Below are 26,845 nucleotides of genomic sequence, written 5' to 3'. Positions count from 1 at the left end.
CATGAGGATCGGTTTCATCGGCCTGGGCAACATGGGACGCCACATGGCCCGCCATCTCATCCACGCGGGCCACCTGGTCACCGTGCACGACACCCGGCCGGAGGCCGCCGCCGAGCACCTGGCGCTCGGCGCCCGCTGGGCCGATTCCCCCGCGGACTGCGCCGAGGGCGCGGAGCTGCTGATCACCATGCTCCCCACCCCGCGCATCGTCGAGGACGTACTGCTGCGCGGAGGCGCGGCAGAGGCGCTGCCACCCGGGGCCCTGTGGGTGGACATGTCGACCTCGACCCCGGCGGCCGCGGACCGCGTCGCCGCCGATGTGCTCGACGGCCGCGGGGTGCGCCGGATCGACGCACCGGTCAGCGGCATGGCGCGGGGCGCCGAGGCCGGAGCACTACAGATCTTCGTCGGTGGCGCGGACGATGACTTCCGCATCGCCCTGCCCGCCCTCGAAGCCATGGGCGATCCGGACCGGATTCTGCACGTCGGGCCGGTCGGCGCGGGCTACACCGTCAAGCTCATGCTCAACCTGCTGTGGTTCAGCCACCTGGTGGCCACCTCCGAGGTGCTCGCCATGGGCGTCAAGGCGGGCGTGGACCTCGGGACACTGCGCAACTCGCTGCTCGCGAGCCCGGCCAGCTCCTCCTTCATCGAGCAGGACCTCATGTCGGTCCTCGCGGACGGTGACTACGACGACTCCTTCGCCATGGCGCTCGCCTGCAAGGATCTGGGACTCGCCGTCGACCTCGGCCGTGATCTGGGCGTGTCCACCGAGCTGTCCGCCCTCGTCGAGCAGATCTACCGCCGCTCGAAGGCCCAGCACGGCGAGCTCGCCGGTGAGATGAGCCCCGTCCGCCTCTACGAGGCCCTCGTCGGGCAGGAGTTCCGGCTGCCCAACCCGGCCATCGAGCCGGCGGACGCGACACTCGCGGTCTGAGCCGACGCGACACTCGCCGTCCGAGCGGACGCGACTCTCAAGGTCCGAGCGGACACGACGCTCGCCGTCCGGGAAGACACGACTCCCGCGGTCCGAGCACGAGCGCACGCCACCCCTCCACCACCACGCCAGGAGCCGCACCCCATGACCTCATCCGGGCCCGGCGGTCCCACACCGCTGAGCATCGACCCCACCTGCCGTATCGAGTTCGGCCCCGGTCGGATCGGCCAACTGCCCGCACTGATCGCGGCGACCGGCCACCATCGCGCCTTCGTCGTCACCGACCGCGGACTGCGCGCCGCGGGTGTCCTCGGTCCGGTCCTCAAGGTCCTCGACGCCGCCGGGCTGGAGTACGCCGTCCATGACGAAGTGGCGCCCAACCCCTCCACGGCCAACGTGGACGCGGGTGCCGCACGCGCCCGTGCGTTCGGCACCGCCGCGGTCGTGGCCCTCGGCGGTGGCTCCGTACTCGACGCGGCGAAGGGCATCGCCCTGCTGGTCGGCAACCCCGACGCCACGGCCGCCGACGCCGACGACCTCTGGGAGGCGGCCGACGGGCTACCGCTCGTGGCGATCCCCACCACCTCCGGCACCGGCGCCGAAACCAACGGCTTCGGGGTCATCGAGGACACCACCGCCTGCCGCAAGGTGTACCTCGGCCACCCCTCGGTGAAGCCGCGCATCGCGCTGCTCGACCCGGAGCTCACCCTGGGCCTGCCCGCCCCCGCCACCGCCGCCACCGGCATCGACGCCCTCGTACACGGCGTCGAGTCACTCGCCTCGCGCGGCGCCAACCCGGTGTCCACCGCCTACGCCACACAGGCCGTGGCCATGGTCAGCCGTGCCCTGCCCGCCGCCTACGCCGACGGCTCGGACCTGGACGCCCGCGCCGAGCTGATGCTGGGAGCCCACCTCGCGGGCCAGGCTCTCACCCTCTCCGGGCTCGGGCTGGTCCACGGCATCGGCCACGCGCTGACCGCGCACACCGGCACCCCGCACGGCGTCGCCCTGGCCGCCGTCCTCGAGGAGGTGATGGAGTTCAACGCCCCCGCCGCGCGGGACGCCTATGAGCAAGTGGCACGCGCCATGCGCCTCGCGCCGCCCGCCGACGGGGACTGGGCGCGGACGGCCGTCGAAGGGGTGCGCGAGCTCGCGGGCACCGTCGATGTGAAGCGCCCGCTGAGGACGCTCGGCGCGGATCGGGACATGCTGCCCTCGATCGCCACCGGGGCGGTGGCGGACGCGGTGACGAAGAACAATCCGCTGCCGCCCGATCACACCCAGGTCCTCGACATCCTCACCGCCACCTACTGATCGCGGGCGCCGCGGCCGTCAGCCGCGCGCTACCGCATTGGTGTCGTCAGTTCCGGACTGGTGTCGTGAGTGTTCCGGGCGGTGCGAGCCGCCCGGAACACTCACTCAGTGGTGCCAGGCACGGCCGCCCGTGTTGTGGATGAACCGCTGCAACACCTTCAGGGTCGTCAGGTACTCCTCGTCGGAGATGCCCGCGCGGCGTTCCGCCTCCAGTTCGCCCTGGAGGGCCGCGGCCTTGTCGTAGAACGCCCTGCCCTCCGCCGTGATGCCCAGACGCCCCTCGGCGTCCTCGGTGATCCAGCCCCGGGCGATGGTCGCGTCGATCTCCGACTCCATGACGTCCGCACCCGAGTCCAGATAGTTGCGGAGGAGGCGGGACACCTCACCGCGGGTTTTGGCGGTGTCCGCGTTCGCGATCTGCGCCAGGACCCACCACTGCGGCTGGGTGGTGCCGATCTCGGCGAGAGTGGACTGGATGCGAGTGACAACGGCCTTGTAGGCCGCCCAACTCCAGTAGCCGATGGGCTGCCGTAGCAGTTCGGCGTCGCTGTGGGAGTACTCCATGACCGGTCCCTCCGTTATTGCCTGAACTCGTTTGAACGCGTGTGAACTCGCTTGGCGTCGAGATCGACCGTAAAAGTTCAACCCGACTTCAAGTCAAGCCCCATTAGGCTCCTCGCATGCCCGTGCGTATGGAGTCTTCGACGGTGGTCCGGCGCCTTCGGCGGGTGGTGCGCTGGTGGCGCTCGCGGGGCCTGGTGACCCGGGACCGTGAGCTCGCGCTCGTCCTCACGGCGCTGGTGTTCATCCCGGCCCTGTCGCGTATCTCCTCGACGTTCGGCGATCTGCCCGCTCGGCACGGCGATGCCTTCGCGGTGCTCCTGTCCCTGGGGCAGACCGTGCCGCTGGTGGTGCGCACTCGCCGGCCGGCCGTATGCCTGGCGGTGGTGGGGCCGTCGTTCGCCGTCCATGAGTCGCTCGGCTATCCGCCCACCTTCGGCAGCATGGGGCTCTACCTCGCGCTGTACGGCGCCGGATCGCATCTGTCCCGCCACCGGCACGTGGTGGCGGCCCTGGCGAGCGCGGGCTACCTGGCGTTCGCGATCACCCTGCACACGCTGGACTCCCCCGAACGGTTCCTCGACTACCTCATCTTCTTCCTCGCGCTCGCCGCGTTCTGGCTCCTCGGCAGTTACGTCCGTGCCCGGCGTGCGGACGAGGCCGAGCGGCGGCGTCTCGCCGCGCTCGCGGCCACCGCGGCGGAACGGTCCCGGATCGCACGCGAGCTGCACGACGTGGTGACCCACCATGTGACCGCCATGGTGGTGCAGGCCGACGCCGCGCAGTTCCTCACCGAATCGCCCGGCCGTGTCACCGAGGGACTGACCGCGATCAGCGGCACCGGCCGCCAGGCGCTGGGCGAACTGCGGCATCTGCTGGGCGTGTTGGAGGCGACGGGCGAATCGGCGCCCACGCGGCGGACACCCGCGCTCGGCACCATCGAGGAGCTCGTCGCGCGGACCCGGCTCGGCGGTCAGCCGGTCGAACTCGTCGAGCAGGGCGAACGACCGCCCATGGCGGCCGGAGCCGAACTGGCCGCCTACCGGGTCGTACAGGAGTCGCTCACGAACGCCGTCAAGCACGCCGCCGGACACGCGACCGAGGTATGGGTCCGCTACCACCGCGACGGGGTGGACATCGACGTGACCACGGACGGGCCGTCCCGTGTCGCCCACGCTCCGGACGGGCGCGGGCTCAACGGACTTCGAGAACGGGTGGGCCTGGTCGGTGGCGAGCTGGAGGCGGGCGCGCGGCCCGGCGGCGGGTTCAGCGTCAGCGCCCGGATTCCCGCCGGGAGCGGCTCATGATCCGGGTGCTGATCCGTGCGGGCCGGTGCGCCCCGCCAGCCTGGATGCCGGGACCGGACGGCGATGTCGCTGTGGATCGGCGTCCCGGGGAATGTCGCTGCCCTTCGGCGCCGCGGGGAAGACGAGCGGTCAGCGGTCGGCCGCCAGAAGACGCACGCGGCCCGTGCCCGGGAGGGCCGGGTCGAAGGCCGGGGGGACGGGGCGCTCATGGCGCTTCGCCAGGTCGGTGAGGAGCTCTTCCTCGGCGCTCCAGCCGTGGTCCGCGAGCCACTCGGCGGGCGGCTGCGCCATCTCGTTCTTCCACAGGCCGGACAGCATGTTCATGATGCCTCCCGGTGAGGCCGCCGCTGCCTCCTGGGCCTGGTCCGTGTTCACCATCGACCGTGTGACATGCTCCACCGCGAGGTGGCTGCCCGGCGCGGACAGCGCGCCGATCCGGTCGAGCAGGTGATCCGCGTCGCGCGCGGTGAGGTAGACCAGTATCCCCTCGACCAGCCAGGCCGTCGGCTCGTCCGCGCGGAAGCCGTGCTTCATCAGCAGCGCGGGCCAGTCCTCGCGCAGATCCGCGGCGATCACCTCGCGCTCACAGCGCGGCACTTCGCCCTGGAGTACGTGTTCCTTGAAGTCGAGCACATCGGGCTGGTCCAGTTCGAAGAGGCGTGTCCCGGCCGGCCAGTGCAATCGGAAGGCACGGGTGTCCAGACCGGCCGCGAGCAGGACCGCCTGGCGGCAGCCCGCCGCGCACGCCTGCATGAAGTAGTCGTCGAAGTACCGGGTGCGCAGGGCGAAGTAGTCGCCCATGGCGTCGGTGAACAGCCTCCCCTCCCCCTGGGTCCAGGCCGCCTGCTGCTCGGCGCCCGCGGCGTCGACGAAACGCGTGGCCAGGGGGTCCTCGAACAGCCGGTCCTGGCGCCGGCTCTCGGCCGCGCGGGTTATGCCCACGAACAGCGCGGTGCTGCTGACCCCCGCCAGGCGCTCGTGTCCGTCGGTCACGTGGTTCTCCCCTTCGTATGGTTTCCTGTCATACCGCTTCCGCTCATGGGCGGGTCGCTCCTGTCCATGAGCGCGTGGTCCTGTTGATGGGCGTGTCGCTCCCGCTCATCAGGCAGTGCGTTTGCGGTACGCCTCGCGGTCGAAGCGCACGCCGCCGCGCCAGATCGCCTCGATCGACCGGGTGCGGCCGATGTCCTTCGTGGGGTCGCCCTCGACGAGGACGAGGTCCGCGCGCCGCCCCGGCGCGATCATTCCGCGGTCAAAGAGGCCGAAGTGCTCGGCGGGGGCCGAGGTCGCCGCCGTGAGCGCCTCCGCCGGAGTCAGTCCGGCCCGGACGAGGAGGGCGAGCTCGGTGTGCAGACTGGCGCCGTGGACGACCGGGCAGGCGCGGTCCGGCCGGTAGTTGGTGTCGGTTCCCGCCAGTACGGGCACACCTGCCCCGCGCAGAGCGGCCACGCTCGACAGGGCGTGGCCGAAGTCGTGGTCGGCGGACGCATGCTCCACGCACAGGCCCTCATGGCCTTCCGCCATCGCCGTACGGGCGTGATCCGGGAGGTAGCCGGCGATCCGCGGATCGTCCGCCAGTGACCATCCTGCGCGCGCCGAGGCGGAGGTCTCGGGTGCGGACGCCTCCAGCATGGCCAGGGTGGGGATGACGACCCGCCGCTCGTCCGCGATCCGGCTGACGAACGCCTCGTCCAGAGCCGCTTCCAGCGGAAGGTGTGTCAGCATGTCCACGCCGCTGTCCAGGGCGAGCCGTGCGGACCACAGGGCGGACACATGGGCCACGGTGAGCAGGCCACGGCTCCGCGCGGCCTCGGCGAGCGCCGTCACGGTCGCCCGGTCCAGAGCGGGCAGCGACATCCCGTGGTTCGCGCCGTCATCCACGATGATCTTGATGAAATGTGCGCCCTCCGCCTGTCTCGCGGCCACGAACGCATCGGCCCGCTCGGGCCCGGCCACCGTCGGCAGCAGCGGCATGGTGACGCCGGGGTGCCCACCGGGCGCGCTCGCCACCAGCCCCGAGCTGCGCATATCGGCGAGGTCGGCACGCTCGCCGGCCGCCGCGCACAGGGCCTGGGTGGCCTCCGGCGGGCCCATGAACATGTCCAGTTCGGTTGTCACACCGAAGGCCAGCGCCAGTTCGAGATTGCTCTCGGCACCGAACACATGCGTATGCGCGTCGATCAGCCCCGGTAGCAGCGTCATCCCCGTTCCGTCGATCACATCGGCCGACGCCGGTGCCACCGGGGCGGGTTCGGTCGTGACACGTGTGATGACCCCGTCGGCGAACTCCACCGAGCCGGGGCCCAGCATCGCTCTCCCGTCGAAGATCCGCACCTTGTCGATGATCACCGGCCGCATCCCTTTCACCGTCCGATCGCGATCGCTGTGGACCCGTAGAAACACAACAGGTTGAAAAAGAGCACAAAGCCCATGGCCGGGAGCATCAGCCCGGATGGTTTTCGGCGGACCAGGAAGCGCCACGCCCCCAGCGCGGGGAAGACGATGCTCAACGCGGGCGGCCACCCCCGTGCCCCGAACAGCAGCAGCCCGAGGGCCACCGCCCCCACGGCGAGGGCGAGTGAGACGGCAGCGCTGCCACGCGGGCCGAGCACCTCCGAGTACAGCCGTGCCCGCGGGTCCCGCCGCCACTCGGTCTTCCGCGCGAACTCGAACTGGAGGAAGGCACACGCGAACATGGCCATGAGAGGGGCGGCCCGCCCGTCACCGCCGATCTCGTCGCCGGTCAGCAGCGAGACATAGAGATAGCCGGAGAGCAGCAGCTGCACCGGGTAACTGACGAGGAGATTGGCGATGAGGCGATCGCCGAGCCGTGGGAACCGGCGCTCCAGCGCCACCAGGAACAGCGTGTATCCGAGGGCGAGCAGGATCAGCAGCACGGAGAAGGCCGAGACGAACGTGTTGAGCACGACGACGACCACCGTGCTGAACGCCATGGCGCCGCGCAGCTCGGCCGCCGTGATGGCCCCCGTCACCAGCGGCCGGTCCGGGTTGTGCGTGCGGTCGTACTCCAGATCCTTCTGCTCATCGACCATACGGGCGAACAGCAGGGCCAGCACCACGCTCACCGCGCGCACCACGGTCGACCAGGAGGGCGTCCAGTGCGCGGCGGACCCGGAGAGCGCCTCGGCCGAGCCCTCCAGGGCCAGGGTCCACAGCACACCGTAGGTGACATAGATCTGCGGGCGGAACATCCGCAGAACGAAGCGGCCCAGGCGTGCCGGTACCCGGGAAGCGGTCAGGACATCGCTCAACTCCGCCACCGACCCGCTTCCGCGGGGGCCCGTGTGAGGCGCAGTTCGCCATCGGCGATGGTGCGTCCGGCCTGCTTCATGGCGCAGCGCAGAACAGCGCTCCCGCCGTCGCCTTCGGCCTGAACGCTCTCGCAGGTGATCGGCAGATCCAGCTCGCCGAAGCCCGTGAAGCGCGCCTTCAGCCCGGTGAGGACGGCCGACGCCGATGGCAGTGCCCCGGTCTGCACTGCGGTGGCGATGCTCAGCTGCCGGAACGCCTCGAGGGTCAGCATGCCGGGGACATGGTCCAGGGGGTGGTCGAACAGCACGGGGTGGCCGGTGTCCACGAGGAGCCGCGCGGTCCTCGTCTCTCCCCCGTCGGGCGTGAGGTGGAGCTCAGGCGGGGAGATGACCACGTTCGACGTGTCCCTGCGGTCGACCAGGGCCTCCCCGATCCGCGGCCCCGACTCGCAGGCCGTGAACGTGGCCTGGACGGGCAGCTCCAGCGTGGCCCGCCCTTCCTCGCGCGCCGCCCGCCACTCGGCGGGCGTCAGCCAGGACATGGAGCCCTCCAGCGTCGCCGCCACGCGGTCGCCGATCAGCGCGCTGTAGGACAGCCGCGCGCCCTTCAGGCCCTCGCGGCCACGGAAGCGGCGGACGATACGGCAGCGCAGCACCACATCGGTGGGTACGTCGCGTACCGCGAGCGCGGTGATGTCCGCGTCGTACAGGGCGATGTCCCGCAGGATGAACTTCGTGCCGAACGGCCTCTCGAACAGATCGTGGCCCAGCATGAGGAGCGACTGCCGGACCGCCTCCACCAGGACCATCGGGTCGTAGATGTGGCGGCAGCCCGCCGTGTCCCGGTAGAAGACGTGCGAGCGGGGTATCTGCACCCCGATGTCGAGGGTGTCCTCGTCCCGGGCGAGCACGCCGGTCAGGAACACCTCGGCGAGGCTCAGCCGGTGGACGAGCTCCCGCGGCACCGTCTGGCTGAATTCCACCGTGTCCATGCTTCCCCCTCCGTATTACCGAACCGCCGGCCGCGCCTGGTGCTGATGCCAGTCGGCCACGCTGACCCCGCCGAGTACGGGAGCGAATCCCATGCGCTTCATCGGCAGGACATGAGACCCGACGATCACCATGTCCCAGGCGTCGAGCGGCAGCCGGGCCCGCCAGACCGCTTCGAGCAGCCGCCGGTGGCCCTCCCGGTCCCGGGCGGCGAGCCGGGCCTGGCGCAGTTCGTCCCGGACCGCGCCGGGGGCCAGGGATTCCTCCGCCTCCGCCACGGCCCGCTCGAGCCGTTCCGCGGCCGGTTCGAAGGTGAGATCCCGCCCGGGCACCTCGGCGTGCAACCGCTCGCCCAGCTCACGCGCCCGGACCGACAGATCCTCGCCCGCCAGTGCGGAGGTGTAGACCCGCCGCCGGAGCCCGGAGTCGAAGTAGATGCCCAACTCCCGTGCCACATCAGCTGGTTCGTCCGGGGTGTGGACGAGGTTGAGCAGATAGCTGTAGCGGCCGGTCTCGTGGCGGAGCTGGCCGGGGACGCGGGCCCGTGGGTCGGTCGGGCCCTTCCGCTCGGTCAGGACGACCGACGCGGGTGCGCTCGGCAGAGCCTCGGCCCCATCGGCGTCCTGGCGCACGATGAGCACCACCGAATCACAGGAGTCGGTGAACAGATCGGCGAGACGGCGGCGCTCCGGAGTGGCCAGGTTCCACTGGAAGTACCACAGCGACCGCACGACGGTACGGGTGAGCCGGGTGCGTTCGGCGGCCACGATGCGGAAGCCGTTCCTGGCCAGCCAGTCGACCGTCGTCGGCAACTGCCTGCTGACCACGGCATCCGGTTTGAGCAGCAGCGCGGCGTGCCGGTGGAGAAAGCCGTCGACATCGGCGGTGAGGGTGCCGAGTTGCTCGACGCTCTCCAGGAAGTAGGTGTCCGAGCCGAAGAGGGTGCGCTTTCGCGGATCGCGGCTGAGGGCCGGGGATATGGCGTCGCCGAAGGGCCGGTCGTCCATCGGGGCCTCGGTCATCGGCCGACTCCGTTCGCATCGCTCACGGTCGAGCCGGTCCCGTGTGGCGCGCCAGTGGCGTGTGCCGCGGCGGTCGCGTTCGGCCCCGTGATGTTCAGCCGGGCGAGCACCTCCGTGGCGTCGGCCATCGGTACGCCCAGATAGCCCGTCTCCAGGCAGTGGTCGATCAGTGTGCGCAGGAAGTCCTGCCCGTCCCCGGGTGGTCTGCGGGTGACCAGGCCCGCGGTGTGGGAGTCGTCGAAACGCATCCGGCGCCGGAAGTAGCTCTCGTAGAGCGTCATGACGCGCTCGTAGTACACGCGTTCGCGCCGGGGCAGCCGCTGGGTGTCGAAGCTGGTCGGAGGGATGAACCGCGGCACGTGGAACGGGGGGTACTCGGCCATCACATCGGAGAAGTCCCGCAGCGTCAGCGGTGCGCCCACCGCATGGAAGGTGCGGCCCGCCGCCTCCTCGAACCGCTGGGTGACCTCGGTGATGATGTCCGCCACGTAGTCGACGGGCACCAGGTCGAGACGGGCCTCGTACTGGCCGGGGATGGAGCGGACCTTGCCCTCGGTGGCCAGCTTGAGGACGACGTAGATGTTCTTGTAGTCGCGCACCACGCCGGTGCGCTCGTCGCCGACGACGATACTGGGGCGGACGATCGCGGCTCGCACCCCGTCGGCCTGGGCCTTGTGCACCAGGGTCTCGGCCCGGAATTTGCTGTCCTCGTAGGCGTTGGCCAGGCGCTGGCCCTCGTCCAGCTCGGTCTCGCGGATCAGCCCGTCGCGTTCACCGCACACATAGGCCGTTCCCACATGTACGAGGGGGACGCCGCCGGCGCGGGCCAGTTCGAGGACATGGGCGGTGCCGTCGACGTTGACGGCCTGGTAGACCTCGTCGGGGAGGCCGAAGTCGGTGACCGCGGCGCAGTGCACGATCCGGTCGAGGCCACCGGCGGCCAGCGCCCGGTATTCGGCCTCGGGCAGGCCGAGCCGGGGCTCGGTCACATCGCCGGGCAGGCAGGTGACGGCACCCGTCTCCAGCGCGGTGCCGTCGTTGCGCACCAGCACCGGGTTGTTGTGGACCAGGGCGGTGACCTGGTGTCCGGCGGCGGCCAGCCGGGCGGTGACCTCCGCGCCGACCAGCCCGGCCGCACCGGTCACCAGAACCCTCGGACGCCGCCTCACCGGCCCTCCTCCTCGTGCCGTGCCTCGGTCACCAGGCGCACGATGTCGCCGACCGTGGTGACCGTGGCGGTCTTCTCCTGGCCGAGTTCGGCGAGTCCGAAGCCGTCCTCCAGTGCCAGCGTCAGCTCGATGAGCCGGAGCGAGTCATAGGCCAGATCCGTGATCAGCTCGGTGTCGTCGGCCAGATGGACGCCCCCCGCGGGCGCCATCGCGCCGACGATCGCGTACACCGTGTTCCGCGTCGCGTCGTCGTTCAGCAAGTGTGTGCCGGTGCTTGACGTCAACGTTCCTCCCTCAGCGTCAGGTGGTGGCGAGGTGCGGCTGTGCGCCCCCGCTGGCCAGCAGATCGCTCGCCTCGTCAATGGGCAGGTCCGCGTCGAGGTGTGCGCCCAGGCGCAGCCAGTCGTAGCCGATCTCCAAGGTCTGCCGCCATCCGTCCGAGGAGTCGAAGGAGGACGGGAAGCCGTGCGCCCCGGTCGTGTGCCGGACCAGTGCGACGAAGTCGTCCAGCGCCGTGAGCGCCGCGCCGCCCTGGGCCGCGGACGCTATCGCGAGCGTTTCGAGGTACCGGGCCTTCGGCCGGATCTCATCGGTGGCCGCCCCCGCCGGAAGGAGGGAGAGCCTGCGGACGACCTCGGAGTCCGGTGGCAGCGGGTTGACGCCGTACGCGCTGAGCACTCCGCGCAGCGCGGCCCGCAGCATCCTCCGGGCGCTGAGTTCGGCGACGCTCCACTGCTCACGGTCCAGGGCGCCGATGAGGTCCTCGCGGGCGTTCTCCACCAGCACGTTGGACCACACCAGGGTCATGGTCGCGGCGCTGAACCGGCGTGCGGGCATGGGTACGAGATCGATGGCCCGCTCACCGCCGGCCGCCGCCCCGCCCACGGTGACGATGGGTCGCGCGGTGCTCGGCGGCGGTGTGACGGCGCCGGAAGGGGCCGCGAGCGGCATGGCGGGGACGATCGGGCCTTCGCCCTTCCAGGCGGCCTTCACCAGGCCGAACCGGAGGAACTGGGCGATCAGCGGGCCCGCTTGCGGTGCCCCTGACGCCTCCGCCGCGGCCAGCACGCTGCGCAGCGGCCGGCCGAAGACGACGGAACGCCAGGCCCGCGCCGCCCCGTCGCCGAGGACGAACACGTCCTGCTTGTCGCGTACGACATGCACCCGGTCGCCGGTCGGCCAGGTGGTCACCCCACCGGCCCGGGCCACGGTGATCCGCTCGGGGTCGGGCTCGGCGCCCGTCACCCCCAGCTCCGCGGTGAGCCGGGCGCCCGCGGCGATGTACTCGGCGGGGCCGAGACCCGACGCGTCGAGGGAAGCGAGCTCCCGGTACCGGGCGCACAGCGGCTGGTCACCCATGCGGTCCAGCTGCATGGGCAGCCACTTCGGCTCCAGATAGGTCTCCCCCCGCCCCGCCGCCCAGGACTTCACGGCCTGGAGCAACCCGGCTTCGGTCCATGCCGCGGCCTCCTCGTCCTGGCCGAGTTCGCGCAGGGCGAGCGCGTGGCGGATCGACTGGCGGGCGTGGTGTGCCCACCACTCGCGCATCGTGTCCTGGAAGTCCTCGAAGGACATCAGCCCCTTGACCTTCGCCACCAGGTCCGGATTGCGCAGCGGGAAGCTGCGCAGCAGGCGCTGACAGCGGTTCAGCAGGTCTTCGGAGAGCGCGCCCGGGTGGCCGTGGGTGGCGGACGTGACCGCGGAGAACTGCTCGGTGAGCTGCCGTACGGAGCGGGTCCTGACCTCGACCCGCCGCCCGTCCAGGAACAGGAGCGAGGGCATGGTGGGCAGGTCGGCGTCGCTGTCGGCGATGAGCAGGAAGTCGATGTCGGACGATGTGTTGCCGAAGCCCTCGGCGATCGAACCCTCCAGGACCACGGCACAGTTGGCGGCTTCCCGGATCCGCGGGATGGTCTGGTCGAGCAGATTCTGTAGATGGTCCTCGCTGAGGATCACACGGGCCTCCCGGTCGTGACATGGGCCGTCCCGAGGACGCGTACGTCTTTGAGACGGCCCGCTCGCAGCTGTTCCCACATGTGGCGACGTCTCGGCTTGCCGCTGGACGTCCTTCTGATCAGCCCGCTGTGTCCGATGACGACGGTGATGGCGATGTCGTCGCCGAGGGCGCCGCGCAGGGCGACCGTGGCGTCCTCCACCCATGCACCCTCGGCCTTCTCCGCGAACAGCGTCACCGAGGCGCCACCGGTGCCCTCCACGCCGACGACCGCGCACCTCTCCCGGGCGATCCCGGTGGCGGAGACCACCTTGGCCTCCAGGTCCTCCATGTAGACGCTGCGGCCGCGTGCCTTGAGGCTGTCGCCCATCCGGCCGAGCACGAACAGCTCGCCACGGTGGAAGAACCCGGCGTCCCCGGTCCTGATGCCGCCTTCGGTGAACCGCGTGGAGCCGGCGCGGCCGGCGTGGTAGCCACTGGTGACCGAGGGGCCGGTCACCTCGATCTCGCCGAGGTGACCGTCCGGCAGGGGCCGTCCCCCGTCGTCGACCACCGTGGCGCCCACCCCGTCGCCGGGGCCGCCGCAGCCGATCAGCCAGCCGTCGCCGTCCCCTTCACCATCCCTGCCCACTTCGCCATCCCCGCCGCCTTCGCCGTCGCCGTCGGAGGGCGTATGCGCGGAGCTCGCGAACTCGCCCTCCCCGTCGATGGCGACGGGCCGCCCGAAGCGCAGCGAGCGCGTGTCCACGCGTACGGTCGGCGCGGGAGTGCCGGAGGTACGTACGGTCACCGCGAGCGTCGCCTCGGCGAGCCCGTACGACGGAAGGTAGACGGCGGGGGAGAATCCGGCGGGCGCTGCGAGGCGGGCGAAGCGCTCCAGCACACGGGGGTCGATGGGTTCGGCGCCGACGATGGCGTTGCGCCACGCGGACAGGTCCAGGTCCGCGAGGCGGTCGCCGAGCCGCCGGGCCGCGTAGTCGAACGCGAAGGGCGGGGCCGCGGTGTGCGCGGCGACGGCGAAACACCGCAGCCAGCGGGCCGGATCGCGGATGAACTGTTCGGGTCGCATGAGCCACAGATCGGCCTGGACGCTCACGGGGGTGAGCAGAGCGCCGATGAGACCCATGTCGTGGTGGAGCGGCAGCCAGGAGGCCCCGGCGTCGCCTTCGCGCCAGCCGAGTCCGCCACGGATCAACGCGAGGTTGGCGTGCAGATTCGCCCAGGTGACCCGGACCCCGCGGGGCCGGCTGCTGGAGCCCGATGTGAACTGGAGGAGGGCGAGTTCACCGGGTTCCCGGGGCTGGATCTCGTCGCCGTCGTCCCGCCAGATCCACGGCTCACGGTCCGAGCCCGCGGCGGCCAGCACCCGGGCGGCCAGAGGGGCGAGGCCCTCGGATGTGATGGTGCCGGCGGCCGCGGTCTGCTCCAGGATCCCGGCCGTGTGCTCCACATACTCGGCCTCCGCGGCGAACGCCGGGGGCGGGATGAGACAGACCGTCGCACCCGCGGCCCAGACGCCGAAGAGCGACGACAGACACGGGAAGCCGGTCGGCAGGAGGACGCACACCACATCGCCGGGACGCACCCCCTGCGCGGATAGCGAACCGGCCACCCTGCGTGCGGAGGCGGCGAGTCCGGGGTACGCGTGGAACTCCCAGCCCCCTCGGTCGTCGGCGAGGTGGATACCGCGGCCGTGGATGGCCCGGGCGGTGTGCGGAGGCTCCGTCAGCCAGGAGAGCAGGGCATTACTCACTCTTCGCGCCCTTCGTGGTCCGGGTCGCGGCCCCGCTGCCCGGTCCGGCCGGGCCGTCGGCCTCGGCGGAGGTGGCGGCTTCCGACTGAGCGCCGCTTTCGGCAGGGGTGCCGGTTTCGACGATCGTGCCGCTTTCAGCGAGAGTGCCGCTTCCGGCGGGAGTGCCGCTTCCGGCGGGAGTGCCGCTTTCTGCGGGAGCGTCGTCCAGGAACGTGATCGTCCCCGTGCCGCCGTCCACCCTCAGCCGCATCCCGGTCTCCGTCTCCGTGACCGCGCCCTTGACCTGGACGACCGTCGGAATGCCGAGCTCACGGGCGACGATCGCCACATGCGTCAGCGGGCTGCCCCGCTCGATGATGAGCGCCGAGGCGGACGGCAGCGCGGCCACCCAGCCCGGATCGGTGCGGTAGGTCACCAGGACACCGCCGTCCACGTCCACCGGGGTGTCCGTGACCACGGCACGGGCCTCCACCACACCGGGGCAGGACGGGGTGCCGCGCAACTCCCTGACGCCGGTGCGCGCCGCGCCGCCCTTCACAAAGCCGGCCCGCTCCAGATTGCCCCGCCAGTAGGCGGCCCCGCGCGTGGTGAACCGCGAAGGGGCGGACAGTTGCTCGTCCTCGGCCTTCTGACGCTTGCGCAGTTCCACGAGGGCGCGCAGTTCGGTGTGCGCCGTCGTGCCCTCGTAGGCGCCCCGCAACTCCTCGAGGCGCAGGAAGAAGACGTCGTTCCAGTGGTCGATCGCCCCCATCCGGGCGAGATCGCGGCCCATGGCGCGCAGCATCCGCTTCGCCGAGCCGAACGCGCGGGTGCGGCAGAACCTCAGCCGCTCCCGGTTGTACAGCGAGCTCTGCGCCTTGCGGCGGACCACGTCGTAGAGCAGCCGGCGCGGCCCGCGCAGGTGCTCGTCCAGATAGGCGTCGGCCTTCTCACCGGGGTCGGCGTCCACCTCGGGGAGCGCGGCGCGCACCATGGCGAACAGGCTGGACGGGTCCTCCCGCAGATCGGCCACTTCGAGCTTCAGCTCGTCCAGGCTGCGGTAGCCGTACGCGGCGATGTACTCGTCCACCGACGCGAGGAACGCGGTGTGGCCGCCGTCGCGCAGCGCCTGGTAGGTGTGCGCGGCCGGGGTGTCCTGGAGGAGGCGGCTCAGTTCGGCGTCGTCGCGGACGGTGGCCGCGAGGCGCGCCAGCGCACGGGCGGGTTCGATGGACTCCACGCGGGAGCCGGGGCTGGCGGCGCTCCAGGTGAGCCACTCGGGGGCGTCGGGCAGCCAGCGTCTGTTCAGCAGGGCGAGTGCGCCGATGGACCAGAGGATCGAGGCGTCCAGGGTCTGCATCGGACCCCACTTCTCCAGCAGGTCCTTCTCCAGGGCGCGGAAACGCCGGTAGACGTCCTGGCCCTCCATCGCGTCGTAGTCGACGTTGTCGAACTCCTCGTACGCCTTGTAGAAGTAGTCCATGAAACGCTCGACCGAGCGGTTCATGGTGAGGAAGCGGCGCATGAACGCGGCCGCCGTCCTTGCGCGGGACAGCCGGCCCCGGAGGGAAGAGGAGAAGGTGTACGGATAGATCCGCTCCGCCGTTTCGTCGTCGAGTGGCTCCTCGACGCCGATCGCGACTTCCAGGACTTTCCTGTTGAGTTTGTAGAGTGGCGCGATGCGTACCATCCGGTACCAGTGGAGCAGGTTGTAGTACACCCGGCCGTGGAAATAGCCGAGCATATGGGGAGCCCATTCCGTGATCTCGCGCAGTGCGGCGGGAGGGACCCGGAGCCCTCGGGCATAGTATTCGTAGACCTTGCCGTAGACATTGGCCGCGAAACTATAGGTCAGCGGTGAGACGATTCCGGAGAAGCTCTCGATGATGTTGGCATTGTCCCAGATCCGGAGTTCGCCTTCGCTTGGACCCAACTCATCCATCGGCCGTCGGACGTCATCCGGCAGCGCGGTGATGGGGCGGGCCTGCAAAATCCATAAGGCGTCGTCCGCGAGCGCCCACTCGATGTCCTGCGGAGTGTCGAAGACCGCCGCGACACGTACCCCGGCTTCATGCAGCCGCGCTATGTCCTTCGGGCTCAGCGACAGCTTCTCCCGGTCGGTCCGCTCCACTTCGCCGACCAGATATCCGGAGCCCGCCGGGTCCAGGTGGTAACGCTCCCGCTTCTCGCCGAGCACGGTTTCCTCCACCGCGCCCGTGGCGGCGTCGAGGACGACGGTGTCGGCGTCCACCGCGCCCGATACCAGACCCTCGCCCAGTCCGTATACGGAACTGACCACATGCTGCCGCCGGTCTCCGGTCACCGGGTTGGCGGTGAACATGACGCCGCTGACCTCGGCGTCCACCATGTCCTGTACGACGACGGCGAGACCCTCACCACGCGGCGGCAGCCCGTGGCGCAGCCGGTAGTGCAGCGATCGCTCGGAGAACGCCGACGCCCAGCACTTCTTGACGTGCGCCATCACTTCGGGGAGACCGGACACGTTGAGGAAGGTCGCGAATTGCCCGGCGAAGGAGAGTTCCGAGCCGTCCTCCTCGACGCCGGAGGAACGCACCGCGACCCGGGCGCGGCCCACATGGGCATACGCGGCTTCGACGACCGACGCGGCTTCGTCGCTCAACTCCCCCGACTCGATAATTTCGGCCAACTGCCCGGAGATTCGGCTCACATTGTCCTGGGTGACCTCGGCGAGCAGCTCCTCGATGCGCCCCGCCCCGTCGACCGCGGCGATGAATTCCTGGAATACATCGAGGCCGACGACGGCCCATCGGGGTACGGCGAGCCCGTTCCTGGAGAGCTCATGGAGATTCCGCCCCTTGCCGCCCGCCAGCTTCGCGGCCGCGCCTGGGAGGCTGTCGTCGACTATGGCTCGCATCAGTTTCCTTGACCTCCGGACACCCGGCTGTGAATCACACCCGGCTTGATCATGAGGGTGTTTCACCGTACCCCACGGGTCATGCGATGGCGATCCTTTCCCCTTTTTTTAGGGAATTCCCTCTTGCCACCGTCAGAACGGCTGTTTGGTTGCTATGAGTTCCCCTAGTGATTTCCGCCGAGTTCCTCTGGCGCCGGGCGATTCACTGGGGGTAGTAGTGGGCTGGTAACGCTATGCCCCCTGCCATTGCTCCCGTCCCGTTTCCCGCCCCCACACCCTTTGTTCTCCCCGGCCGGTGGTGAATCCCCGGTGGGCCGGGCATCTGGTGGCCGCTACCCCGTAGCCGCCGGAGAACTGAGAAGACGCTGGACAACTGGAGAAAACCGATGTCCCACCTTCCCCCCGGCTCCCGGCAGCCCGCCCTCCTACAGACCCTGGGCATGCGCGATCCGGTCCGCTACTTCGACTCGTTACGGCAGCGCTACGGTCCGGTGTTCCGGATGAAGCTGATCGGCTTTCCGCCCCAGGTGGTGGTGTCGACCGCGGAACTCGCCGCGGAGATCTACGCCACGGACGGCGACGGCAACCGTGCCGGGGCGCTGCGCGCGGGCTATGTGCCGTGGCTCGGCCAGTATTCGCTGTTCACCAACGACGGCGAGCCGTGGTGGCGGCACCGCAAGCTGCTCAGCCCGGCGCTGCACGGCCGGTCCATCGCGAGCTACCCCGAGCTGATCGCCGAGATCGCCGCGGAGGACATCCGGACGTGGCCGCTCGGCAGGCCGTTCGCGCTCCAGGACCATATGCAGGCCATCACGCTGGAGATCACCCTGCGGCTGGTCTTCGGGATCCGCGACGCGGAGCAACTGACCCGGCTGCGCCCGTTGCTCCTCACCCTGTCCAAGGCCAGTGGCTCCTCGCTGCTGTTCCTGATGCCCGGGCGACTGCGTGCGTGGGCGGAGAAGTCACCGCTGGCGATGCGCCTGCCGTTCCTGCCGACGACCCGCACCATGAAGACCAGCGCTGCGGTGGACGAGATCCTCTACGCCGAGATCGCCAGGCGCAGGGACGAGGAGGACAGCGGGGCCACCGACGTTCTGGGACGGTTGCTCCAGGCGCGGGACGACCAGGGCCGGTCGATGAGCGACCAGGAGATCCGCGACGAGCTGCTCACCCTGCTGGAGGCCGGGCTCGAGACCACGGCCACCGGGCTTTCGTGGGCCTTCGAACGGCTGATGCGCACCCCCGAGGTGCTGAAGCGGCTGCAAGAGGAGTTGGAGCGCGGCGAGGACGAGAGCTACCTCGACGCGGTCGTCAAGGAGGTGCTGCGGCTGCGCTCGGTGATCACCGGCTCGGGGCGCCTCCTGGACAAGCCACTGCGGCTCGGGGCGTACGAGATCCCGGCCGGATGGGTGGCCATCCCCATGTTCGTGCTGATCCACCAGGACGGCGAGGCGTATCCGGACCCCGAGGAGTTCCGGCCGGAGCGGTTCCTCGGCGAGGGCGCCCAGGCGGCGCAGAAGTCCTTCCTGCCGTTCGGCGGCGGCCGCCGCTACTGCGTCGGTGCGCAGCTCGCGATGATGGAGATGAAGGTGATCATCCGCGAGGTGCTGCGGAGGGTGGATCTGACCGCCGCCGACCCCGCGCCCGAGCCCCAGCGGATGTGGCATGTCACCCTCGTCCCCGGCAGGCGGGCCATCGCCGTGGCCCGCGAACAGCCCCTGAAGCGTGGGCCGTCGACCGAGGAAGCGAGGTGCCCGGTGCACCCGGCCCCGCCCGAGTAGGCCATCACGCCTACGGCCGGTCCATAGCCGCGAGTTGATCGCCGAGGGCGCTTCGCCGGTGCCGAGGGTGCTTCGCCGGTACAGCACCTGCCGTCCGTGGCGGGCCCGGGCGACCAGCCCCGTGGCGTGCAGGACGCGCAGGTGCCGGGACACGGCGCTCGGCGTCACCCTCAGGCGGCGGGCGAGCGGCTACACCGCCGGGGTCGTCCTGCTGGTGCCGCTCGGCGACGGTGGGCGTGTGCGCACTCGTCGCCCGCCTCACCGCGCTCGCCCTGGTCCGCCATCTGCTCGCCCTGCGCCGGTCCCGGGCGGACCGGGCCGGGGCCGCACACCGCGACGCGGCCACTACGCCCCCGAGCCCTCCCCTCGCAACGCGGCGAGCAGTTCCTTCGTGCCGAGGATGGCATGGGCGAAGGTGGGGCCGTTCAGCTCGTGTGCGGAGTGCATCATCTCGCGTTTGGCCGCGGCCGTGGCGTCACGGACCAGCGTGACGTGGTAGCCGAGCTCCATGGCGAACCGGCCGGTGGATTCGATGCAGGTGTTGGCCAGCAGCCCGATGAGGATCACATGGCTGATGCCGTGCTGCCTGAGCCGCGTATCCAGATCGGTGTTGGCGAACCCGCTCTGTGCCCAGTGCTCATGGACCACCATCTCCCCGGGCTCCGGCTGGAAGTCGGGATGGAACTCCCCGCCCCAGGTGCCCTTGGCGAAGCTGTGCCGCACCATGATGTTCCGCTGGGTCGGATTGGGGTGATCCCATGACTCGTAGTCGCCCGGCTCCCAGCGGCGGTGCGGGACGAACACCACCCGCACCCCGGACCGCCGGGCGGAGCCGACGATCGCGCGCAGATTGTCCAGCAGGCCGACCTCCTCGGCGACGCTCTCCACGACCGGCCAGACCTTGCCTCCCTCGGAGAGGAAGTCGTTGTACGGATCGACCAGCAGCACCGCCGTTCGCCGGGGCTCGTAGGTCTCGGCCATGTCGTCTCCTCCGCCTGTCCGGACGATCAGCCACCCCCTGAGCAGCCGGCGTCCTGGACCCGTCCGAGTGCCCGGTCGTTGCCATCCGAATCCGCTTACGCCATAGTAGGTAGACCTACCTACCTAGTCCATCGAGGCGCATACGATGAGCGAGACCGGTGTGAGGACGACGGGGCCCGGAAGGCGGCGGCCGGCGCGGGAGCGTCTGCTGGCGGCCGCGGCGCGCCGCTTCTACGCCGACGGTGTGACGGCGACCGGCATCGACACGATCACCGCCGAAGCCGGCGTGGCGAAGATGAGCCTGTACAACAACTTCTCCTCCAAGGCCGATCTCGTCATGGCCTATCTCGACGCCCGGCACGAGGAGTGGCTCGCGCTGTACGCGTCACGGCTGGAGCGGGCCGAGAGCGCCCGCGACGGCGTCCTCGCGGTCTTCGACGCCTACGCCGACCATGCGGCGTTCGCCTACGAGCGCGGCTTTCGCGGCTGCGGCCTGCTCAACGCGGCGGCCGAACTGCCCGCCGGAGACGAGGGGCGGACCGTCGTGCGCCGCCACAAGGAGGAGGTCGAGCGGCTGCTCGCCGGTCACCTCGAGGAGTTGCTGCCCGAGCGCCCCGAGGACGCTCGCACCATGGCGGAGCACCTGTCGTTCCTGCTGGAGGGCGCGATGTCGCGGGCCGGTCTGGAGGGCGACGACAGCCGTCTGCGGCACGCCCGCGCGATGGCGGCAGCCCTGCTGGACACGTTGTGAACACCCCCGGACCCGGCGCCCGTTCGGCGGGCGCCGGATCGCTGTGCGTGCTCGCCGCGTCCGTGCTGTGGGGCACCACAGGCACCGCGGCGACCTTCGCCCCGGCCGTGGGCCCCCTCGCGATCGGCGCCGTCGCCATGGGCCTCGGCGGACTGCTCCAGGCCCTGGTCGCGGCTCCCCGCATCGTCCGGCAGGCCGCTGGGCTGCGGGCGCGGCGCGGCACCGTGCTGCTCGGCTCGATCGCGGTGGCGGCCTACCCCTTGGCGTTCTACAGCTCGATGCGCCTGGCCGGAGTGGCCGTGGGAACGGTGGTGTCGATCGGCATGGCCCCACCGGCCTCAGCCGTGATCGAGCGGGTCATGGACCGGCACCGGCTGACGAGCCGCTGGAAACTCGGCGCCGCCCTGGGCCTGCTGGGCACCCTCATGCTGTGCGCGGCCCAGGCCACCGGCGCCCCCGGCGACCCGGAGCGGGCGTCCATGGGTGCCACGGCACTCGGCGTGGCGCTGGGCCTCGTCGCGGCCACGACCTACGCCCTCTACTCCTGGGCGGCTCACCGGCTGATCACCGGCGGCATCACCTCACGCGCGGCGATGGGCACGGTCTTCGGCCTGGGCGGACTGCTCCTCGTGCCCGTCCTCCTGGCCACCGGCGCCCCGCTCCTGGACTCCGGGTCCGCCATGGCCGTCGGCGCCTATATGGCGCTGGTGCCCATGTTCACCGGCTATGTGCTGTTCGGCTGGGGGCTGGCGCATGTGCCCGCCTCCACGGCGACCACGCTCTCCCTGCTCGAACCGGCCGTCGCGGCCGTCCTCGCCGTACTCGTCATCGGCGAGCGCCTCCCCGCCGCGGGCTGGGGCGGCGTCGCGCTCGTCCTCGCCTGTCTGGCCGTCCTCACCGCACCGGCGACTGTCCCCGGGCGGCGCCGACGGCGCGGAGAAAGCGTGCCGCCGCCGGAGCGCACATCCGCGGAGCACACGGCTGCCCGGCCGGACCCGGAGTGGGCACCGTAGCGGAGTGTCAACTCCCCGCGGCGGAAAACCTCTCCGCGAGGTCGCGGTGCCGGTCCGCGGCCAGCCTCGCATCGGCCGTGCCGACGGTCGATCCGACCATCCGCCCGATACGTTCGATCTCGTCGGCGAAGCGCAGGTGTTCCAGCCGAGCGTGCTCACGGCAGGCGAGGCAGGTGACGTTCTCCGGGCGCGGCGAAGTCATCGCGTACGGCGCCCGCAGCCCGCATCCGGTATCGACGAGGCTCGGCAGATCACCGGCCAGGCCGAAGGTGGACGCCATCATCTCGCGTACGGCGGCGACACCGCGGACCACCTTCGACTCGACGTGGATATGCGGATCGTCCCCGCCCATGCGACCTCCCCGACACGGCGACGCGACCGGCCGGGAGCGCTCGTGGCCGGTCGCGGAGTGCGGGACGAGTCTGCCATGGCGCGCCGGTTCAGGTCGCGGTCGCGGCCGCCGCCGCTCGGCCCGCCGTACGGCCCGAGAACAGGCAGCCGCCGAGGAAGGTGCCCTCCAGGGAGCGGTAGCCGTGCACTCCCCCGCCGCCGAAGCCCGCGACCTCACCGGCCGCGTACAGACCGGCGATCGGGGTGCCGGAGGCGTCCAGGACGCGGCCGGAGAGATCGGTCTGGAGGCCGCCGAGGGTCTTGCGGGTGAGGACGTTGAGGCGTACGGCGATCAGCGGTCCGGCGCCCGGGTCCAGGATCCGGTGCGCGGAGGCGGTGCGGCTGAGGGTGTCCCCGGGGTAGGCGAGCGCGTTGCGGATGCCCATGACCTGGACGTCCTTGGTGTACGGGTTCGCGATCTCGCGGTCGCGGGCCTCGATCTGCCGTTGCAGATCCGCCAGGTCGATCAGGCCGTCGCCGGTCAACTTGTTCATGCCCGCGACGAGTTGGGGCAGGGTGCTCGCGACGACGAAGTCCTCGCCCTTGTCGCGGAACCGCTGGATCGGCTCGGGGGTCTGCCAGATACGGGAGAGCAGCTGCAAGATGTCCTTGTTGGTCAGGTCCGGGTTCTGCTCCGAGCCCGAGAGCGCGAACTCCTTCGCCATGATCTTCTGGGTGGTGACGAACCATGAGTAGTCATAGCCGCTGGCGGTGATCGACCCGAGGGTGTGCAGCGTGTCGTAGCCGGGGATGTCGGGGGTGGCGAAGCGCTTGCCCTTCGCGTCGAACCACATCGACGAGGGTCCCGGCAGAATGCGGATGCCATGGCCCGGCCAGATCGGATCGTAGTTCCTCAGGCCCTCGGTGTAGTGCCACATACGGTCGGGGTTGACGATCCGTCCGCCCGCCTTCTCGGTGATCGCCAGCATCCGGCCGTCCACATACGCCGGAACGCCGGTGACCATGAACTTCGGCGGTTTGCCCAGCCGTTCGGGCCAGTTCCGGCGTACGAGATCGTGGTTGGCGCCGATACCGCCCGAGGTGACGATCACCACGGGGGCGTTGAGCTCGAAGTGGCCCACCACGGTACGCGAGGTGGGCTTGCCGCGGGCGGCGTCACTCGGCTCCAGGATCGAGCCGCTCACCCCGGTGACGTTGCCGCCGGTGACGGCCAGATCATCCACCCGGTGACGGAACTTGAAGGTCACCAGGCCGTCCTTGGCGGCGGCCCGCACCTTCTTCTCGAACGGCTCGACCACGGCCGGACCGGTCCCCCAGGTGACATGGAAGCGCGGCACCGAGTTGCCGTGCCCGTCCGCGAGGCCGCCGCCGCGCTCGGCCCAGCCGACGATCGGGAACCACTGCACACCGAGCCGGTGCAGCCAGGACCGCTTCTCCCCGGCGGCGAAATCCACATACGCCTCGGCCCATTTGTGCGCCCAGTAGTCCTGGCCGCCGGGATCGGTGACGCCGCGGTCGAAACCGGCCGTGCCGAGCCAGTCCTGCCAGGCCAGTTCGGGGGAGTCCTTGATGCCCATCAGCCGCTGTTCCTCGGAGTCGACGAAGAACAGGCCGCCGAAGGACCAGAACGCCTGGCCACCGAGGTTGCTCTCGGGTTCCTGGTCGAGGAGGAGCACCTTGCGTCCCGCGGCCGTCAGTTCCGCCGTGGCCACCAGCCCGGCGAGCCCGCCGCCGACCACGATGGCGTCCGCGTCCGAGGACGCCCCGGAGGCGGCGAAAGCCGGCACCGTGGCCTGGGCGAGCGCGGCGCCGGCGAGCACACCGCCCGCGGCCGTCAGGGCACGGCGGCGGCTGATCCCGGCGGGCGAGGCGCAATCCTCTGTGGGGTTCTCCATGGGCTGCCTTCCGGAAAGGGGGTTCGGAGGGTGCGGGAGATACGAGGGAGTTGCCGCGGCGGTAACGTGTTACCGACGGTAGCCCACGGGATGCGGGGCCGCCAGAGCCCCGCATCCGATGACCAACTCTCTTTTGCCGCAAGGGACTTCGTAACGCCAGCGGCCCTTCCCACCCGCGGATGCGGGCAGTGGCCTGTTCGGGATCCGCTCGCCGATCACAGCGGCGGCACCGCGCCGGATTCACACCGGCTTCCTCGTTCCGCCGTCGCCCATGTCGCCCTTGTCGCCCGGCATCATCACATCCCGGGCACCGCCAATCCGCGCGGCCCCGCTCCGGGGAGGGCCGCGGGGAAGGTCTCGGTCAGCCCCGGCGGGCGGGTGCCCCCGCGAGGATCTCGCCCAGGCCCTGGCGGGTGGCCGCCAGCACCACGCGGTCCTGGGGCCGCAGGACATAGCCGGGGTGCAGGTCCCAGACCAGGGCGGGCTCCTGATGGGTGACACCGTCGTAAGGAGGCGCCGCCCCGAGGTCGCGTTGCCGGTCCCCGGGCTCCGCCGTGTCCAGTGCGATCACCCGCCAGGCGCCCGGTACGAACGCCTCGGCGACGGTACGCCCCTCCAGTTGCGGATGCCCGGCGACATTCAGCGCGGCGAACAGCAGCACCCTGCGCTCGACCGGTATGGCGCCGAGGATCTGGCGTCCCATCATCGCCCCGGCGAACGCCGGCGCCGCCAGACTGGAGACGCTGCGGCTGCGGGTCAGCGCCCGGGGGTGGGCGGCGCGCAGGGTGCGGTAGACGACGGTGGCGAAGTGGTCGTCGTACAGGCGCAGCGCCACCCGCAGCCGGGGTTTGACCGAGCGGGCGTAGAGCGTCGCCTCCAGATTGGTGGTGTCGACGCTGGTCAGGGCGAGCAGGGCGCGTGCCCGCTGGATCTTGGCGGCCTCCAGGACGCCCTCCTGGGTGACATCGCCGAGGACCGTCGGCACCCCCAGCCTGCGGGCCAGCGGGATGCCGCGCGCCCCCGGATCCTCTTCCACGCACACCACGGGAATGTCCATCTCCCGGAGTCTGGCCAGCACCCGGGTGCCGACCTTGCCGAGTCCGAGCAGGACGACATGGCCGGAGAGGCCGCGCGGCGGGCGGCGCAGCGCGGACGCGGTGCGGAAGGTGCCCAGCGCTTCGAGCGCGGCCGCCACCAGGACCGGCAGCAGAAGCAGTCCGGTCAGCCCGGACAGCAGTTGGAGGACCTTGCGCCCGGTCGGCTCGTCGAGCGCCGGATCGTCGATCGCCAGCACGTCCAGCACCGTGAGGTAGGCCGCGCGGAGCAGACCCGCTCCGGTGAGCTGCCAGGCGGCGATGGTGAGGACGAGCACGGCGATGGCCATTCCCGCGACGGACCAGCGAAGCCGACGGGAGAACAGCGAGGCCAGTGGCAGTCTGCGGCTGCCGAGCCGCCGTGGCGGCAGCGGTGGGCCGGTGGCGGATACGGCCTCGAGCACCACCGTGTCACGCCCGGTGGCGGCGGCGACCTCCTCGTCTCCGGGCAGCAGCCTGGGCCCTTCGTCCCCGCTGCTGTCGGAGCCCTCGCTGCCACCGGGGTCGCTGGTGGTGGACGAGAGCAGGGCGAGGGTGCACAGCCCCGGACGGGCGACCTCACGCGAGCCGGGCGGGGTGCGCTCGGCCGCGCGCAGCAGCAGCCCGTCGGCCTGCACCACCTTGCTGGTCCCCGCGATGGCGGTGGCGGCCAGCGCGGGGGCCGCGGTGTCGGCGTCCGACAACACGGTGGTGGTGGCGTCCAGCTCCGCCGGGTCCATACCGGGATCGGCGACCCGCGCCGCCTCGTCGAGGAGCTCCTCCAGGTGCTGGCCCAGCTTGCGGTTGTAGAGCCGGATCACCAGCCGCAGCCGGGGGTTGAGCCGACGGGCACGCAGTGCGGCGTGGATGTTGGCCTCGTCGTCGTCATGGACCAGGGCGAGCGCCGTCGCACGGTCCGCACCCGCCTCGGTCAGCACGTCGTCGTCCAGCGTCGGCGCCTCCATGACCCGCACTCCCCCGTCCGGAGCGGGGTCGTCCGCGGTCTGCCGGGCCGGCGGGACCCGTCCGACGGCCGCGCTGAACCGGCCGAAGAACGCGGACGTCCGGGCGCCCGGCCGCCATCCCACCACCCGCTGCCCTGCGGGGTCCGCCAGGGGAGGGCCGCCGGGGATGACGACCGTCACCCGGGTCCGGTAGACGTAGTGGAGCTCGGCGGCGAGGCGGTGGGCGAGCGCGTCGTCCCCGCAGACGACCATGTGGCCCGTCCCCGAAGGGGACGGCGGTGCGGATGTGGAGGTGGAGAACACGACGGCGAAGCCCCCCGCTGGTCCGTGATGCCGTGGGTCACCGGGCGGGGTGCGGCGGCCGCCCGTATCCCTCGGTCGGCACCTCCGCTCCCGCGGTGATGATCAGACCGTACCTCGTGTGCCGCCGAGGGGAGTTGACCGTCAGGGCCGATGACCGGGCGGCCCGGGTGCTCACTCCCTCGGGGCCCCGCAGCGCGCGCAGTGGGTGAAACCGGCGGTGTCCTGGATCGCGCCGCAGTCGGCGCAGACCCTGTCCAGCCAGCAGGCGGGGTCCCCGCCCTCGGGCTCGGCGGGGGGAGGGTCCGCCGGCTCCCGGTCCGGGTCGCCGGGCCGAGCCGTGCCGCTCATCGTATGCGCCTCCCTATCCGGACCGTACGCGGGCCCTTTACCCGATTCTGCGCCCCGGGAAGCCCCAGGAAGCCCCGGGAAGCGGCGGGCAGCAGCCGGGTGCCACGGCCGGCGCCGCGCCGGTGGTCCGTCGAGCTGCTCCTGTCCTGGACCGCCCGGACGGTCCGGTCCGCACACCCGCTGTGGTGCGCGCCGGGCAGACGCCGTCCGTGCCGGTGAGCTCGCCGCCA

At 71.3% G+C, this 26,845-nt stretch carries 22 protein-coding genes, 1 pseudogene and 1 riboswitch; of the genes and pseudogenes, 6 read left to right on the top strand and 17 right to left on the bottom strand.

Annotation, left to right across the window (positions count from 1 at the left end; translation table 11 throughout):
• Position 1 precedes the first annotated feature (1 nt).
• Together AB0E24_RS43370 and AB0E24_RS43365 are read left to right on the top strand one after the other, a co-directional pair.
• The gene (locus AB0E24_RS43370) at positions 2 to 937 is read left to right on the top strand and encodes an NAD(P)-dependent oxidoreductase (RefSeq protein ID WP_069871662.1); all 936 of its coding nucleotides are present in this window, start codon (positions 2 to 4) and stop codon (positions 935 to 937) included.
• A gap of 144 nt (positions 938 to 1,081) precedes the next feature.
• Positions 1,082 to 2,251 (top strand): iron-containing alcohol dehydrogenase family protein, encoded by a 1,170-nt coding sequence (locus AB0E24_RS43365; RefSeq protein WP_359385361.1) that lies wholly within the window; start codon positions 1,082 to 1,084, stop codon positions 2,249 to 2,251.
• Positions 2,252 to 2,356: 105 nt separating this feature from the next.
• Here the strand turns inward: AB0E24_RS43365 and AB0E24_RS43360 are convergent, their stop codons facing one another.
• A complete protein-coding gene (locus AB0E24_RS43360) occupies positions 2,357 to 2,815 on the bottom strand; it encodes a MarR family winged helix-turn-helix transcriptional regulator (protein WP_359385359.1) in 459 nt (152 codons plus the stop codon).
• A gap of 116 nt (positions 2,816 to 2,931) precedes the next feature.
• Here AB0E24_RS43360 and AB0E24_RS43355 point away from each other — a divergent pair, with 116 nt between their 5' ends.
• A complete protein-coding gene (locus AB0E24_RS43355) occupies positions 2,932 to 4,119 on the top strand; it encodes a sensor histidine kinase (protein WP_359385357.1) in 1,188 nt (395 codons plus the stop codon).
• A gap of 129 nt (positions 4,120 to 4,248) precedes the next feature.
• Here the strand turns inward: AB0E24_RS43355 and AB0E24_RS43350 are convergent, their stop codons facing one another.
• From AB0E24_RS43350 to AB0E24_RS43305, 10 genes are all read right to left on the bottom strand, one after another.
• Positions 4,249 to 5,112: an SAM-dependent methyltransferase gene (locus tag AB0E24_RS43350; protein WP_206334186.1), complete on the bottom strand. Its 864-nt coding sequence runs from the start codon at positions 5,110 to 5,112 to the stop codon at positions 4,249 to 4,251.
• Between the two features lie 108 nt (positions 5,113 to 5,220).
• Positions 5,221 to 6,477: an amidohydrolase family protein gene (locus AB0E24_RS43345; protein WP_359385354.1), complete on the bottom strand. Its 1,257-nt coding sequence runs from the start codon at positions 6,475 to 6,477 to the stop codon at positions 5,221 to 5,223.
• Positions 6,478 to 6,482: 5 nt separating this feature from the next.
• A complete protein-coding gene (locus tag AB0E24_RS43340; RefSeq protein ID WP_359385352.1) occupies positions 6,483 to 7,400 on the bottom strand; it encodes a UbiA family prenyltransferase in 918 nt (305 codons plus the stop codon).
• A complete protein-coding gene (locus tag AB0E24_RS43335) occupies positions 7,388 to 8,383 on the bottom strand; it encodes a ScbA/BarX family gamma-butyrolactone biosynthesis protein (RefSeq protein WP_359385350.1) in 996 nt (331 codons plus the stop codon). Before AB0E24_RS43335 ends, AB0E24_RS43340 begins: the two co-directional genes overlap by 13 nt.
• A gap of 15 nt (positions 8,384 to 8,398) precedes the next feature.
• Positions 8,399 to 9,403, bottom strand: a complete 1,005-nt coding sequence (locus AB0E24_RS43330) for a nucleoside-diphosphate kinase (RefSeq protein ID WP_359385348.1) — start codon at positions 9,401 to 9,403, stop codon at positions 8,399 to 8,401.
• A complete protein-coding gene (locus AB0E24_RS43325) occupies positions 9,400 to 10,572 on the bottom strand; it encodes an SDR family oxidoreductase (protein WP_359385346.1) in 1,173 nt (390 codons plus the stop codon). Before AB0E24_RS43325 ends, AB0E24_RS43330 begins: the two co-directional genes overlap by 4 nt.
• Positions 10,569 to 10,856 carry an acyl carrier protein gene (locus AB0E24_RS43320; protein WP_141729439.1) on the bottom strand — a complete coding sequence of 96 codons (288 nt, stop codon included), beginning with the start codon at positions 10,854 to 10,856 and terminating at the stop codon, positions 10,569 to 10,571. The genes AB0E24_RS43325 and AB0E24_RS43320 overlap by 4 nt, the downstream gene beginning before the upstream one ends.
• Positions 10,857 to 10,872: 16 nt before the next feature.
• Positions 10,873 to 12,528, bottom strand: a complete 1,656-nt coding sequence (locus AB0E24_RS43315; RefSeq protein ID WP_359385343.1) for a hypothetical protein — start codon at positions 12,526 to 12,528, stop codon at positions 10,873 to 10,875.
• Positions 12,525 to 14,279 (bottom strand): AMP-binding protein, encoded by a 1,755-nt coding sequence (locus AB0E24_RS43310; protein ID WP_359385341.1) that lies wholly within the window; start codon positions 14,277 to 14,279, stop codon positions 12,525 to 12,527. The genes AB0E24_RS43315 and AB0E24_RS43310 overlap by 4 nt, the downstream gene beginning before the upstream one ends.
• Positions 14,272 to 17,154, bottom strand: a complete 2,883-nt coding sequence (locus AB0E24_RS43305; RefSeq protein WP_359385339.1) for a phosphoenolpyruvate synthase — start codon at positions 17,152 to 17,154, stop codon at positions 14,272 to 14,274. Before AB0E24_RS43305 ends, AB0E24_RS43310 begins: the two co-directional genes overlap by 8 nt.
• 386 nt (positions 17,155 to 17,540) lie before the next feature.
• On the opposite strand from AB0E24_RS43305, the gene AB0E24_RS43300 reads away from it, so the two are divergent.
• A complete protein-coding gene (locus AB0E24_RS43300; RefSeq protein ID WP_359385337.1) occupies positions 17,541 to 18,935 on the top strand; it encodes a cytochrome P450 in 1,395 nt (464 codons plus the stop codon).
• Positions 18,936 to 19,055: 120 nt separating this feature from the next.
• On the opposite strand, the pseudogene AB0E24_RS46115 reads toward AB0E24_RS43300, so the two are convergent.
• Positions 19,056 to 19,112 (bottom strand): annotated as a pseudogene (locus tag AB0E24_RS46115) (ArsR family transcriptional regulator); the annotation flags it as partial.
• A 168-nt stretch (positions 19,113 to 19,280) separates the two neighbouring features.
• The gene (locus tag AB0E24_RS43290) at positions 19,281 to 19,916 is read right to left on the bottom strand and encodes a cysteine hydrolase family protein (RefSeq protein WP_232636940.1); all 636 of its coding nucleotides are present in this window, start codon (positions 19,914 to 19,916) and stop codon (positions 19,281 to 19,283) included.
• Positions 19,917 to 20,061: 145 nt separating this feature from the next.
• Between AB0E24_RS43290 and AB0E24_RS43285 the strand changes: the two genes are divergently transcribed.
• Together AB0E24_RS43285 and AB0E24_RS43280 are read left to right on the top strand one after the other, a co-directional pair.
• Positions 20,062 to 20,667, top strand: a complete 606-nt coding sequence (locus tag AB0E24_RS43285; protein ID WP_347235011.1) for a TetR/AcrR family transcriptional regulator — start codon at positions 20,062 to 20,064, stop codon at positions 20,665 to 20,667.
• Between the two features lie 47 nt (positions 20,668 to 20,714).
• Positions 20,715 to 21,680: a DMT family transporter gene (locus AB0E24_RS43280; RefSeq protein ID WP_359385378.1), complete on the top strand. Its 966-nt coding sequence runs from the start codon at positions 20,715 to 20,717 to the stop codon at positions 21,678 to 21,680.
• 7 nt (positions 21,681 to 21,687) lie between these two features.
• Here the strand turns inward: AB0E24_RS43280 and AB0E24_RS43275 are convergent, their stop codons facing one another.
• The 4 genes from AB0E24_RS43275 to AB0E24_RS43260 form a co-directional block, all read right to left on the bottom strand.
• Complete coding sequence (locus tag AB0E24_RS43275; RefSeq protein ID WP_359385334.1) at positions 21,688 to 22,032, bottom strand: hypothetical protein; 345 nt, start codon at positions 22,030 to 22,032, stop codon at positions 21,688 to 21,690.
• Between the two features lie 88 nt (positions 22,033 to 22,120).
• Entirely contained in the window at positions 22,121 to 23,926 is a 1,806-nt protein-coding gene (locus tag AB0E24_RS43270) for an FAD-binding dehydrogenase (protein WP_359385332.1), read from the bottom strand.
• 129 nt (positions 23,927 to 24,055) lie between these two features.
• Positions 24,056 to 24,179, bottom strand: a riboswitch (cobalamin riboswitch).
• 108 nt (positions 24,180 to 24,287) lie between these two features.
• The gene (locus tag AB0E24_RS43265) at positions 24,288 to 26,216 is read right to left on the bottom strand and encodes an NAD-binding protein (protein WP_100805117.1); all 1,929 of its coding nucleotides are present in this window, start codon (positions 26,214 to 26,216) and stop codon (positions 24,288 to 24,290) included.
• A gap of 222 nt (positions 26,217 to 26,438) precedes the next feature.
• Positions 26,439 to 26,615, bottom strand: coding sequence for a hypothetical protein (locus AB0E24_RS43260; protein ID WP_173963145.1), 177 nt, complete (start codon positions 26,613 to 26,615; stop codon positions 26,439 to 26,441).
• Positions 26,616 to 26,845 lie beyond the last annotated feature (230 nt).

This window comes from Streptomyces malaysiensis subsp. malaysiensis (genome assembly GCF_040653035.1).
Lineage (GTDB): Bacteria > Actinomycetota > Actinomycetes > Streptomycetales > Streptomycetaceae > Streptomyces > Streptomyces malaysiensis.
This window is presented reverse-complemented; position numbering and strand designations above follow the sequence as displayed.